The sequence below is a fragment of the Pseudomonas sp. S3_B08 genome (assembly GCF_054667725.1).
In genome coordinates this window covers 4,993,479-5,006,160 of sequence record NZ_CP162750.1, presented here as the reverse complement: position 1 = coordinate 5,006,160, position 12,682 = coordinate 4,993,479, and the positions used below count along the sequence as shown (strand labels likewise).

Below are 12,682 nucleotides of genomic sequence, written 5' to 3'. Positions count from 1 at the left end.
AAAAACCCGCCGAAGCGGGTTTTTGTCGAGCAAGTCACACCAACGGATCAGAGCTCAGAGAAGCACTCTTCGATGATCGCCAGACCTTTGTCCAGTTGCTCGTCCGGCGAAGTCAGCGGAACCAGCACGCGCAGCACGTTACCGTAAGTGCCGCAGGACAGCAGGATCAGGCCCTTGTCACGCGCCTTGGCCACCACGGCAGCCACGGCAGTCGGGTTCGGCTTGTGGCTGTCGCCGTTTTCGAACAGCTCGACCGCGATCATTGCGCCCAGCGCACGCACTTCACCGATCACCGGGTACTTGGCCTGAATGGCCTTAAGGCCCGTGACCAGTCGCTCGCCGACAGCCTTGCAGCGGTCCAGCAGTTGCTCTTCTTCGAACACTTCCATCACTGCCAGCGCAGCTGCGCAAGCGATCGGGCTACCGGCGTAGGTGCCGCCCAGACCGCCCGGAGCGATGGCGTCCATGTACTCGGCCTTGCCGCACACGCCGGCCAGCGGGAAGCCGCCAGCGATGGACTTGGCGAAAGTGGTCAGATCGGCGGCAACGCCCATCTGTTCCATGGCGAAGAAGGTGCCAGTACGGCCAGCGCCGGTCTGCACTTCGTCAGCGATCAGCAGGATGCCGTGCTGGTCGCACAGCGCACGCAGACGCTTCATGAATTCCTTCGGCGCGACGTAGAAACCGCCTTCGCCCTGCACAGGCTCGATGATGATCGCAGCGATGTCTTTCGGCTCGGCGTCGTTCTTGAAGATGCGTTCGATGGAAGCGATCGAATCGTCGATGCTCACGCCGTGTAGTTCGTTCGGGTACAGCGCGCGGAAGATGCCGCCTGGCATCAGGCCCATGCCGGCCGAGTACGGCACAACTTTACCGGTCAAACCCAGGGTCATCATGGTGCGACCGTGGTAAGCGCCGGTGAAGGCAATCACGCCAGCGCGGCCAGTGGCGGCACGGGCGATCTTCACGGCGTTTTCCACTGCTTCGGAGCCCGTGGTAACCAGCAGGGTTTTCTTGGCGAAATCACCCGGCACCTTGGCGTTGATTTTTTCGCACAGCTCAACGTACGGCTCGTAGGCCAGTACCTGGAAGCAGGTGTGGGTCAGCTTGTTCAGCTGTTCGGTCACGGCGGCGATGATTTTCGGGTGCACGTGGCCGGTGTTCAGTACAGCGATACCGCCAGCGAAGTCGATGAACTCACGACCTTCAACGTCGGTCACTGTGGCGTTCTTTGCCGACTCGGCGAAGATCGGGTGAATCTGGCCAACACCACGTGGAACAGCTGCGGTACGACGGGCCATCAGTTCAGCGTTAGTCTTGCTCATTACAGTCCTCATTCGCCGCTCATCGGGCGGCGTGGTTCAAGGATGAAGCGGGAGAAATCGGCGGTAGCAGCATGCGATGATCGACTGCCACGGCGTTCCTGGCCGCAGAGAAAATTCCTGTTTGAAACGACGCAAAGGGACAGCGCTCTCGTGCCCTTTGCGTTTGCAGCGATCCCTTTCTCGGCTTAGATGCCCAGGCAGAGGTATTTGATTTCCAGGTAATCTTCGATGCCGTACTTGGAGCCTTCACGGCCCAGGCCCGAAGCCTTGATGCCGCCGAACGGCGCGACTTCGTTGGAGATCAGCCCGGTGTTGACGCCGACCATGCCGTATTCCAGCGCTTCGGCGACACGGAACACACGGCCGAGGTCACGAGCGTAGAAGTAAGAAGCCAGACCGAATTCGGTGTCGTTGGACATGGCGATCACTTCGGCTTCGTCTTTAAAGCGGAACAGCGGAGCCAGCGGACCGAAGGTTTCTTCCTTGGCCACGGCCGCGTTTTTCGGCACGTTGGTGAGAATGGTCGGCTCGAAGAAGTTGCCTTCCATCGCCTTGCCGCCCGCCAATACGGTGGCGCCTTTGCTCACGGCGTCAGCGATGTGTTCCTGAACCTTGGCCACGGCTTTTTCGTCGATCAGCGGGCCGGTGGTGGTGCCGTCTTCCAGACCGTTGCCGATCTTCAGTTTGGCCACAGCTACTTTCAGCTTCTCGGCGAACGCATCGTAGACCGCGTCCTGAATGTACAGACGGTTGGCGCAGACGCAGGTCTGACCGTTGTTGCGGTATTTGGAGATGATCGCGCCTTCGACGGCCTTATCCAGATCGGCGTCGTCGAACACGATGAACGGCGCGTTGCCGCCCAGTTCCAGCGAGACTTTCTTGATGTCCTTGGCGCATTCGGCCATCAACTGGCGACCGATTTCGGTCGAGCCGGTGAAGGACAGTTTGCGCACGATCGGGTTGCTGGTCAGCTCGCTGCCGATGTCGCCAGCGCTGCCGGAGACCACGCTGAACACGCCCGCAGGAATGCCCGCGCGCTGAGCCAGTTCGGCCAGGGCGAAAGCGGAAAACGGAGTTTGCGATGCCGGCTTGAGCACCATGGTGCAACCAGCGGCCAGCGCCGGGCCGGCCTTGCGAGTGATCATTGCTGCCGGGAAGTTCCACGGAGTGATCGCAGCGGTGACGCCGATCGGCTGCTTGATCACGATCAGGCGCTTGTCCGGCTGGTGGCCTGGAATCACGTCACCGTAGATGCGTTTGGCTTCTTCGGCGAACCACTCGATGAACGATGCGGCGTAAACGATTTCGCCCTTGGCTTCGGCCAGCGGCTTGCCCTGCTCGAGGGTCATCAGGCGCGCGAGGTCGTCCTGGTTCTCGATCATCAGTTCGAACCAGCGACGCAGCTTGCCGGCACGCTCTTTGGCGGTCAGTGCACGCCAGGCCGGCAGCGCCTTGTCGGCGGCCTCGATGGCACGGCGGGTTTCAGCGGCGCCCATCTTCGGCACGGTGCCGAGGATTTCGCCGGTGGCCGGGTTGTTGACCTTGATCGTCTGACCGTTGTCGGCATCGACCCAAGCGCCATCGATGAAGGCTTGCTGGCGGAACAACTGGGTGTCTTTAAGCTGCATGTCGGCTTTCCTTAACAGCACCGCGGCCTGCGCGGAGCAAATTATGATTGTAGAAAGGCGCCTCGCAAGGCTGCCGTCAGGGAAATCAGTGAGCGGATTGTGGCGCATCTGCAGTGCACGACCAAGCGCACCTGCGCTGCAACATCCCGTCAACGAGCGTTTGAAATCTCAAACGGATCGTAGGTTCAAAGGGGGTAAAGGACAATAGGTCGTTCGAAAAAAAGAACAAAAATGCCGCTTTTCAGATCAACGCAACCAAAACCCTTGCCGCAGGAAAAACCTTAGATCAACCCCCGCAAAGCGCCAAGCGAGGGTTTTGCAGGACGTTACCGCTTTAAGGAATGCAGCGATTTTGCGCCGACACGCACACTGACAAAACCCGCCAAACCCGGCATGGACGCCCCGAGCCGACCTAGGTATGATGTCGCCCGCTGCACCAGTAGCTCAGCTGGATAGAGTACTGCCCTCCGAAGGCAGGGGTCGTGGGTTCGAATCCCGCCTGGTGCACCATGAATCAAACGAGAAAGCCCCGGACTGTGATGGTCCGGGGCTTTTTTGTGAGCGATGACAAGATCGCTGGAACGCCGTCACTCCGTCGTCCAGTCAAACTCGTCATATTCATCGTCGTCACCCCCTCCTCCTCAGCCTCGTCAAATACCTCGTCTTCTTCAACGAGGTCGTCTTCCGGCTGATTCAGCAGAAATTCCTTACGTGTCTCGGTTACTGCACGCCGCATTTGTTCGCCCTTTTCCGGGCAGTTGAGTAGCTGGGCGATGCGGTCGATTTTTGCTGCCACGGTGTCCTCCAGCGCATTGGCAATGGCTTGATAGTGCGCGTTTTCGCGGGGCAATGCCAAATGGCTGGGGATTCAGGGCAATCAGCCGCCCGAGAGCGGCCGAACCTCAGCGGTGATAACGCCGCACCGCGCTGCTGTTACGCAGCACGTGGCCTTTGATTTTTTCCATCAGCTCGGCGCGGGTCAGGCCGGCAGGCAGGGCGTCCGGGGCGAGGTCGAGGGCGTAGATCTGGATGATGTAGTGGTGCGCGCTGTCGCCCACTGGCGGGCATGGACCCATGTAATGGGTGTTGCCTTTGCTGTTGGTGCCGCCGACGCCTTCGAGGGCGGATTTGGCACCGACGCCGGCCGCGATCTGGTGGGTGGTGGGTTTGATGCCGTAGTGAATCCAGTGATCGACGCCCAAGCCTTTCTGGCCATCCGGGTCGTGCATGACGATGGCGTAGCTCTGGGTACCGGCCGGGCCGGCGTTCCAGCTCAACGCCGGCGACTGGTTCTTGCCGCCGCAGCCGGGTGCGTCACTTGCCGCTGCCGAGGTGAACAGACGGTTATCCGACACGCCGGGGATGCTCAGGGTGAAGCGCTCCTGGGCCTGTGCCGGGAACTGCACGCAAAGGGTCACGGCGATGGCCGCCAGCCATGGGTTGAGAGAGGTCAATCGGGTCATTCCGGGAGCACCTTGTGCAGTGAGGCCGTCGTCGGCCCGCAAACTATAGCTGTACCGTTCGTGCCTTGGCAGTAGCAAATGGCTGAACCTCGCGCGGCGCCGCCAACTCACAAGAGAAATGCCTGCGAGGAAGCCGAACATGTCCCTGCACCGTGTCGCCCGTTTCGCCGATGTCCCGCAAGACCGTGGCCTGCAAGTCGAAATCGGCGACTGCAAGATCGTCCTGCTGCGTGCCAACGGCGAGTTGCGAGCGTTTCAGGGCCTGTGTCCACATGCCGGCGCACCGTTGGCCGAGGGGGCGTTGTGTCACGGCAGGTTGATCTGCCCCTGGCACAAAGCCGCGTACCGCGCCGAGGACGGCGGCCTGTGCGAACCGCCATCGCTGGACAGTCTCAAGCGCTATCCGCTGGAGTTGCGCGGCGATGAAGTCTGGGTCGATGACCAGCCGTTGCCCGATCCGCACACCCCGCCCGCTGACGACCCAAGAACGTTCGTGGTGGTCGGCGCCGGGGCGGCGGGTACGGCTTGCGCGGCGGCCCTGCGGGAGAAAGGTTTTGGCGGGCGCATCGTGCTGGTCGATGGCGAACCGGGTGCCGGATACGACCGCACGGTGTTGAGCAAATTTGTCCTCGCCGGGGAAATGTCGCCCAAAGATGTCCCGCCGCTGCGCGATGAGGCGTTCTATCAAGCGCAACGGATTGAACGTGTGCAAGGCGAAGTGACTTCACTCGACGCCCCAGGCAAAACGCTGCATCTGAACAACGGCGGCATCCTGCGCTACGACGCCGCTGTACTCGCCACCGGTGGCGCGCCCAATCCATTGCAGTTGCCTGGTGCCGAGTTGGCCAACGTCTTCGTCCTGCGTTCGAAAACTCAGGCTGAACAGATCATCAACGCCGCTCAACCTGGCCAGCGCGCGGTGATCATCGGCGACAGTTTCATCGCCCTCGAATGCGCGTCGGCCCTGCGCGAGTACGGCCTCGACGTTACCGTGCTTGCCCGCCATGCAATACCGTTCGCCAAGCAATTCGGCGAAGCGGTGGGCAAAGCGATCCGCAGGTTGCACGAAGAGCACGGGGTGAAGCTCATCAGTGAACATGAGGCCACGCAGATACTCGGCGAAGACAAGGTCGAGGGCGTGCTGCTCGACAACGGTCTGCGCCTGGCAGCGGATCTGGTTCTCGCCGGCGTCGGCGTTCACCCGGCCACTGCACCTTTTGACTCATTACCCAAGGAAGAAGACCAATCGTTGCGTGTCGATGACGGCATGCGCGTGAGCGATGGTTTATGGGCCATCGGCGATATCGCCACGTTTCCGCTGAGCGGCCAGCCAACTCGCATCGAGCATTGGCGCCTGGCCCAGCAACACGCGCGGATTGCCGCCGCCAACATGCTGGGTGGCGAGGAACATTATCTGGATGTGCCGTTCTTCTGGACGTACCACTTCGGCAAGAACTACGACTATCTCGGTCACGCGCAGGAGTGGGACGAGGTCGAGTTCAGCGGTGAGCCGGAACAGCCGCCGTTCATCGGCCTGTTTGCAAAAGACGGCATTGTCGTTGCGGCGGTGGCCTGCGACAAGCAACGCGCGATGGCGCTGCTGGCCGAGCGGATGAAGCAACCTCTGCGGATGAAAGAGGCCTGGACGCTGATCCAGGCCTGACACCGGTCCTGTAGGAGCTGACGAGTGCAACGAGGCTGCGATCTCTTGATCTCGTTTTTACATAAGCAAAATCAAAAGATCGCAGCCTTCGGCAGCTCCTACAGTGGAGGTCACGTCAGGCGGTTCACCGGCTCGCGATTGTCATCTTCATCGGCATGCAGAAAGATCACCCGCTGTTGCCCCAGCGGCGCGGGCAAGGCCTGCTGCTGTAACGGCCAGAAATGCGTTTCCACATGGCTGATGTCGCCGTCCTGATCGTTATGAATGGTCATCACCCCCGGCGTGCGCAGTTTCTGGAAACGCTCGTCGCACAACTTGAAACTCTTGCTCAGACCTTCATCACCAATTACCGGCGACGGCAAACGGCGCTGGGCGAAGCTGCGGCTTTTGCGTTGCTGGTAACGCGCCCAACCGATCAGGATCACCGCGTTGACGAGCGCCACCCACATATAAACCTGCAAAGTGCCCAAGGCGTCGAACGCCGAATGATCGATGCGCGGGCCGCCGGTGGTTTCGATCAACGGCCATAACCCGCGTACCAGCAGGAACAGCAGGCCAACCCAGGCCAGGACGGTGAGGATCACGTCGATCACCACCAGAAAGGGCCGCTGGCGAGTGCGGATAATTTTCATTTGATGACTTCCTCCTGGTCGTCGCCCAGCGGGCGGATGCCCCGATCAGGACTGACCCAGCGCGCGCGTTTTTTGTGTTGGCTGAACAACACTTTGGGGAAACTGACCAGGGTGGTCAGCAGACTGACGAGCCAGAACACCAACGGATACCAGACCACCCAGAACATGGTCTTGCCCAGACCCGGCTCATAGCGCCGGTCAATGACGATGCTGACGGCAAACTGCACCAGGCAGACAAACGCCAGCAACAGACCGGTGAAGGCCGGTGGCATCAGGTGATCCACGGCGATCGCGTCGGGCATGACCATGAACTTGCCCATGCCCCAGAAAATCACCGACAGCAGGAAAGTGAAGGCCCAACCGGTGGACAGGCAGTATTCGAACAGCAGCGGCCACAGGTAGCGATGGCGGTACTGCCAGATGCCGCGAATGTTCTTGAACAGCACTTCGGCGCCGCCCTGAGCCCAGCGCAGACGCTGCTTCCACAGACCGCCGAGGGTTTCCGGCATGAGGATCCAGCACAGTGCGCGCGGTTCGTAGAAGATGCTCCAGTGATCGAGTTGCAGCTTCCAGCTGATGTCGATGTCTTCGGTGATCATGTCCGGGCTCCAGTAGCCGACCCGGTTCAGCGCGGTGCGGCGGAACGCGACGATCACCCCGGAGACGGTAAAGATGCGCCCGAAGACCCGTTGCGTACGTTTGATCAGGCCGATGATCGAGGAGAACTCGCCGACCTGCACCCGCCCGATCAAGGTCGAACGCGTGCGGATCCGCGGGTTGCCGGTCACTGCGCCAAGGCGTGCGTTATCCAGCATCGGCGCGACCAGATAAGCCGCAGTGTTTGGGGCCAGCAAGGCGTCGCCGTCGATGCACACCAGATACTCGCTGCGCGCAGCGATCGCGCCCATGCGCAGGGCTACAGCCTTGCCCTGGTTTTCCGCCAGATGCAGAACCCGCAGTCGCGGATCTTCCTTGGCCAGCGCATCAAGCACAGCGGCAGTGTTGTCCTTGGAGCCGTCGTTGATCGCGATGACTTCGATGTTCGGGTAGTGCTGGGCCAGCGCCGCGTGGATGGTATCGGCAGCGTTATCGCCTTCGTTGTAGCAAGGAATCAGAATCGAAATCAGCGGCTCGCCTTCCAGCGGTGGCGGCAGCGTGTCGTCCTGCCATGGCCAGTGGCGCTCCCAGTGCAGCCAGAAATACAGGCCGCCGGCGATCCACAACCCGGACATGAACAGCGGGTAGAAGAACACGAACGACATCAGGAACTGGCCGGTCACGAGGAAGATCAGCCCCAGCGGAACGCCAAGGACAATCGCCAGAACAAGCAGGGCTAACAGTCTATCCAGCATGTTATGGATTCCATTTGTTGGAGAGTGCAGGCCTTACGGTTTTCAGGTCTGGCAGGTTGTCGAGGAAGTTGTCCGGGTAGTAACCGAAGCTGGTTGCGCCTTGACGCTTGAGCCGGCCCATCCAGTCCGCCAGATGCACGGCGTCGATATCGGCCTGATCCTTCTGGTTCCAGTCACGCGCCTGCAATTCGAACACGGTGCGGTTGAGCGCGCCGGGACGTTTCTTCACTGTGGCGACCAGTTCTTCCAGCCACGGGCCGGACTCGGCCAGCGTCTGTTTTTCCATCAACGGCATGGCCATCGGCGCCGTCCAGTCGTAGGTGGCGAGGAAGTCGTCGAGGTTCTGCGCGAACCACGCTTCGCTCTCCGGATTGAGCATCGGTTCGGCGAAGATGTTGCGCGCGGTCAGCACTTGCGGGCCGCGAATCGCACGGACTTTCGCGGTCAGTTCGTTGGTGAAGTCGATCAGGTAGCGGCTCTTGAAACGCGTCCAGCGTTGCATCGCCGCCGGATCGTCGCGCAGCGCGGCAATCGAACCTGGCAGACCTTGAGCGGCGTAGGCCTTCAGGGCATCCGGGCTGGCGTCCTCGAAATCCGAGAGCACCGCATCGTCGTGGTAGAGAATGCCGTCGACCGAGGTCAGCCGCGCCACGTCTTCATAGATTTCACCGATGATCTTGCGCACTTCGGGATTGAACGGTGACAGGCGTTTGTACTGCTTCGGGTCGACCGAGGTGATGGCGGTTTTCGGGTCCCAGCGGGTCACGCGCGGCAGCTTCGAATCCAGTTCGAAACTCAGCACCGGCATCCACGCAAAGACCTTCACGTGGGCACGGGTGCGCAGTTGCCAGGCGACGCGATCGAACAGGTCGGCGCGCATCGGCAAGTGACGGTTGGGGAAGTACAGCGAATGCACCAGACCATCGCCCTTGGGATCGGCGAAGGCTTGCAGAAACACCGTGCTGGCGCCCAGGTCAGCCATGCGCTGCACCAGTTTGCCAAGGTTGATGTCCTGCTGGGCCGGGTCCGGGTCGTAGACGTTGTCGAGATCGACATGCACCACGCGCATCGGCGCTTCGGCCTGCACCGAGACGATGCTGTTGGCGAAATGCTCGCCGTCAGGATCGGACGCGACGAGAAAGCGCGGCCCGCTCATCAGGTTATCGAGGGTGTCGAGGCCGTCGTCCAGCGTCAGGGCCATTTCATAGCCCTCCTCGCCGACCACGGTCAGCGAGGTACCGTCGGCGGTGCCGTACGGCCAGACCCAGACCCGTGGTTTGTAACCGGTGGCCTTGCGGATTTTCTCGGAAATGTTCTTCACGTCGGTACGAATGCGTGCCTGGAAATCGGCTTCGGATTCATAGCGCTTGGTCACCGGGTCATAACGCCGGGTCGCGGCGGCCGGTTGCAGGTTGCCCTGCGGGTTGCCAAGGATGCCTTTGTGGTTGGCATCGGTGTGAGCGGCGATCTCTACCAACCCGGACTTGGAAATTTCGCGGATCTGCTGCCAGGTCAGGAAGTTGTCACGGTTACGCGGTGTGCCGGCGAAATCCACCGGTTGATTGAGCGGCGTGTCGATCCAGGTGCCAACCGGCGCCAGCAAGGCTGGCCAGTTGTAGGCGCGCAGCACTGGCAGCACGCGGGTATAGAAGCTGGCGTAACCGTCGTCGAAACTGAGCAGCACCGCTCTCGCCGGCAGCTCCGGGCCGCCCTTGCGTGCGGCCATGATCTGGTCGACGGTCACTGGTTTGTAGCCGTTCTCGCGCAGCCAGGCGAGCTGCTCGATCATGCGCTCGGTGCGCACCGCCACCACGGCCTGATCAGGATCACGGTCTTCGACATCGTGGTAGGCGATGCCGAGCACGTGGTTTTTTGGCCACGGTTGTTCACTGGCCGCGACCGGGCGCTCGGAGGGCGGCGCGAAGGCCGGGGCTTGCTGGGCGCAGGCGCTGACCAGCAGCGCTCCCAGCAAAAGGATGAAACGCGAGATAAAAGGCATCTTCAAACTCTTCTAGAAGCGGAAAGTGAGGTCGACAAGCAGACGCAGATCAGTTTCCCGATCACCGTCATAAGGCCGGTTGATCACACTGAACATGCCGCCCACATCGAACACGTCGTTCCAGGCGTACCGTTGGCCGTAACCGAGCAACGCCATGCCGCCGGTGCCGTGGTCGCGCTGACTGTAAGTGCCCGCGCCGGCCTGGAATTGCTGGCTCCAGGAAGTCTCGTAACGGTGGTAGAGCACGTGGTTGACGTTGACCAGCGGCATCACGCTGAAGTCCGACTTCGGGTTGAAGTAGGGCACGTCGTCGGATTTCGAGTTGTGGCTGGTGCCGACTTCCAGGCCGGCGTCGACCTGGATGTTCGGCGCGGTGTAGATGCCCTCGCGCCCGGTCACCAAGGCTTCGACGCGGTTGTTGCCATCACTGAAGTGCGACGGGCTGACCGACACGCGCCACTCGCGGCTTTCGTTGGCGCGCCAGCGCAGGAACGCACTGCCGCCATTGGCCTTGATGTCGCTGTTGAGCGCGCGCAGCGGCGTTTCCGCCGAGAGGTATTCGAGGCTGCCGCCGTACTGCCAGTGATCGTTGATGTCGCGGGCTATCGCCAGGCGTGCGCCTTGTTTGTCACCGAAGCCGTAATCGTGATTCGACACCTCGGCTTCGAGGGTCATGTCACGGGTGCGCCGTTCCAGGCCGACACGCTGGAAGCGATGGTGGCCGGTGCCTTCGGCGAAATCACCGGTGGCATAACCGGCGCCGGCGAACACTCGCCAGTCTTCATTGATCGGTGGGCTGTAAAGGGTGCTCTGGATACCGAAATCACGGCTGCCGCTGACCGCACCGGCATCGCCGCTGCCGCCACCGTTGGCCTTGCCGCCGTAGGCTTCGACGCGCAGTTCGGCCATGTCATGGACTTCCCGTTCGCGAGCCAGACGCTGCACCTGGCGGTTGTCCGGATAACGCGCGACCACATCGTCGACCAGCGCATCGTTCTGCCGCCATTCCTGCAACTCCATCGCGGTGCGCGCCTGAGCGACCTCCAGGCCGGCATCGCGGGGCGCCATGCTCTCGGTTTCCTTGAGCTGATTTTCCGCGCGGCGCGGCCACTGGCGGGCGAGGTAAAGATCGGCCTGGGCCAGACGCAAGCCAAGGTTGCCCGGCGCCTGATCGACCAGAGTCTGCAAACGCTCTTCACCGTGAGGCAGGTCGGAACCATAGGTGCCGGCCTGGGCGGCGAGTTGCTGGGCGTCCATCCATTCATCGTTGGGGTTGCCGATGGGCAGACCTTTGAGCTCGACGCGCGGACGCTGGGCTTTCGCTGCGTCTTCAGCGACCTTGCGCGCTTCATCGGCGCGGTCGCTTTCTAGCAAGGAGTAATACAGCGCAGTGCTGTCTTCAAGACGATCACCGACATCGGCGTCCGGCGCCGAAAGCACCTGGCGATACAGATCGGTGGCAGTCTCGGGCTCACGCTGATCGAGATAAGACGCTGCCACCCAGCGCAGGGCATAGGTCTGAATCTCCACGCCTTCGGCTTGCAGCTTTTGATATTCGCTGATGACGTCGGCGGTGCGCGCCCGCGCCTTGAGCGCGCCCATGCGGTCGATGCGCCAGCGCGTCACGTCGTCGTGAGCAGTGGCGTCAGGCGTCCAGGTCGCGAGCAATTTGTCGTAATCGGCCAGCGCGCGGTCGGCGATGACGTAGCGTTCCTTTTCGCTGCGGGTGGCCAGTTCGGCGAGGCGCACGCGTTCGGCGGCGAGATCGCCTTCGAGCCGGCGCAAGGTCACCGGATCAATCAGGCCGGGACGTTGACTGGCCAGCCGCAGCGCCGGTTCTGGCAGGCGGGCCTTTTGCAGGGCGACCACGTACTCGCGGGCAACTTCCGGCTTGTTGCCGGCGCGGATGAAGGCCTGATCGTATTCGAAGAGTGCGTCGTACTGTTTGCCGGCGCGACCGAGTGCATAGCCCAAGGCGAGACGGCGTGACGGATCGTCGGGTTTGGCGGCGACCAGCGCCTGGGCGCGGGTGACGGCCTGATCGGGTTTGCCGGAATCGGCCTGGGTCAGCGCGAGACCCAGTTGCAGGTCGGCGTTGTCCGGCTCCAGCGCCAGCGCCTTGTTGTACACCTGGGTGGCCTGATCCCAGCGCTTGAGGTTGCGATAGGCACGCGCAACGGCAGTCAGCGCCTGCACCGGCAGAACGCGGTCACGGCCTTGGGTTTCATAGACCTTGACCACTTCGGCATCGAGCCCGGCCCAACTGGCGATTTGCAGATGATCGCTGATCTGGCCTTCGCTGGCCTGGCCAGGCGGCACCTGACGCAGCACGGTCAACGCAGGCGTGTAATGCCCGGCCCGGGCATCGCGTACCATCTCGTCGTAGGGTGTGTCGGCCAACGCCAGCAGCGGCCAGAGCAACTGGCTGCACAGGGCGAATCGGAACAAAGGGCGTAAACCACGATGTAATACAGGGCCATCAATACGCGGCATTTGTCAGCATCCTTACATGGCCAGCCGGGTCGCAATGCCCTCCTTGCCCATTCGTAACGGTGGCCGACAAAAACAGCCTTCGGCCAAGCTTGGTGAGGCAGTCTGCACGCAAGCGAGAGCGAATTTT

The 12,682-nt window shown here is 61.9% G+C and carries 8 protein-coding genes, 1 tRNA gene and 1 pseudogene; 2 read left to right on the top strand and 8 right to left on the bottom strand.

Annotation, left to right across the window (positions count from 1 at the left end; translation table 11 throughout):
* Positions 1-47 precede the first annotated feature (47 nt).
* A complete protein-coding gene (gene gabT / locus AB4N73_RS22670) occupies positions 48-1,325 on the bottom strand; it encodes a 4-aminobutyrate--2-oxoglutarate transaminase (RefSeq protein WP_003220503.1) in 1,278 nt (425 codons plus the stop codon).
* Between the two features lie 185 nt (positions 1,326-1,510).
* Complete coding sequence (gene gabD / locus AB4N73_RS22665; protein ID WP_024011131.1) at positions 1,511-2,953, bottom strand: NADP-dependent succinate-semialdehyde dehydrogenase; 1,443 nt, start codon at positions 2,951-2,953, stop codon at positions 1,511-1,513.
* Positions 2,954-3,386: 433 nt separating this feature from the next.
* Here gabD and AB4N73_RS22660 point away from each other — a divergent pair.
* Positions 3,387-3,463: transfer RNA gene (locus tag AB4N73_RS22660), tRNA-Arg, on the top strand.
* 77 nt (positions 3,464-3,540) lie between these two features.
* Here AB4N73_RS22660 and AB4N73_RS22655 read toward each other — a convergent pair.
* Positions 3,541-3,749 (bottom strand): annotated as a pseudogene (locus AB4N73_RS22655) (hypothetical protein).
* Positions 3,750-3,855: 106 nt separating this feature from the next.
* The gene (locus AB4N73_RS22650; RefSeq protein ID WP_016772253.1) at positions 3,856-4,416 is read right to left on the bottom strand and encodes a YbhB/YbcL family Raf kinase inhibitor-like protein; all 561 of its coding nucleotides are present in this window, start codon (positions 4,414-4,416) and stop codon (positions 3,856-3,858) included.
* A 139-nt stretch (positions 4,417-4,555) separates the two neighbouring features.
* Between AB4N73_RS22650 and AB4N73_RS22645 the strand changes: the two genes are divergently transcribed.
* The gene (locus AB4N73_RS22645; protein WP_460142570.1) at positions 4,556-6,079 is read left to right on the top strand and encodes an FAD-dependent oxidoreductase; all 1,524 of its coding nucleotides are present in this window, start codon (positions 4,556-4,558) and stop codon (positions 6,077-6,079) included.
* A gap of 110 nt (positions 6,080-6,189) precedes the next feature.
* Here AB4N73_RS22645 and pgaD read toward each other — a convergent pair whose 3' ends face one another.
* From pgaD to pgaA, 4 genes are read right to left on the bottom strand one after another with little or no spacing between them, the layout of a single operon-like run.
* Positions 6,190-6,711, bottom strand: a complete 522-nt coding sequence (gene pgaD / locus AB4N73_RS22640) for a poly-beta-1,6-N-acetyl-D-glucosamine biosynthesis protein PgaD (protein ID WP_095181140.1) — start codon at positions 6,709-6,711, stop codon at positions 6,190-6,192.
* The gene (gene pgaC / locus AB4N73_RS22635) at positions 6,708-8,063 is read right to left on the bottom strand and encodes a poly-beta-1,6-N-acetyl-D-glucosamine synthase (protein ID WP_095181141.1); all 1,356 of its coding nucleotides are present in this window, start codon (positions 8,061-8,063) and stop codon (positions 6,708-6,710) included. Before pgaC ends, pgaD begins: the two co-directional genes overlap by 4 nt.
* A 1-nt stretch (position 8,064) precedes the next feature.
* Positions 8,065-10,062, bottom strand: coding sequence for a poly-beta-1,6-N-acetyl-D-glucosamine N-deacetylase PgaB (pgaB, locus tag AB4N73_RS22630; RefSeq protein ID WP_024011127.1), 1,998 nt, complete (start codon positions 10,060-10,062; stop codon positions 8,065-8,067).
* Between the two features lie 12 nt (positions 10,063-10,074).
* Entirely contained in the window at positions 10,075-12,555 is a 2,481-nt protein-coding gene (gene pgaA / locus AB4N73_RS22625) for a poly-beta-1,6 N-acetyl-D-glucosamine export porin PgaA (RefSeq protein WP_460142569.1), read from the bottom strand.
* Positions 12,556-12,682: the final 127 nt, after the last annotated feature.

Bases quoted from the DNA above. Each gene is read 5' to 3' on its own strand.
- pgaD (WP_095181140.1), bottom strand. From the start codon at position 6,711: ATGAAAATTATCCGCACTCGCCAGCGGCCCTTTCTGGTGGTGATCGAC.
- pgaC (WP_095181141.1), bottom strand. From the start codon at position 8,063: ATGCTGGATAGACTGTTAGCCCTGCTTGTTCTGGCGATTGTCCTTGGC.
- AB4N73_RS22650 (WP_016772253.1), bottom strand. From the start codon at position 4,416: ATGACCCGATTGACCTCTCTCAACCCATGGCTGGCGGCCATCGCCGTG.
- gabD (WP_024011131.1), bottom strand. From the start codon at position 2,953: ATGCAGCTTAAAGACACCCAGTTGTTCCGCCAGCAAGCCTTCATCGAT.
- pgaA (WP_460142569.1), bottom strand. From the start codon at position 12,555: ATGCCGCGTATTGATGGCCCTGTATTACATCGTGGTTTACGCCCTTTG.
- pgaB (WP_024011127.1), bottom strand. From the start codon at position 10,062: ATGCCTTTTATCTCGCGTTTCATCCTTTTGCTGGGAGCGCTGCTGGTC.
- AB4N73_RS22645 (WP_460142570.1), top strand. From the start codon at position 4,556: ATGTCCCTGCACCGTGTCGCCCGTTTCGCCGATGTCCCGCAAGACCGT.
- gabT (WP_003220503.1), bottom strand. From the start codon at position 1,325: ATGAGCAAGACTAACGCTGAACTGATGGCCCGTCGTACCGCAGCTGTT.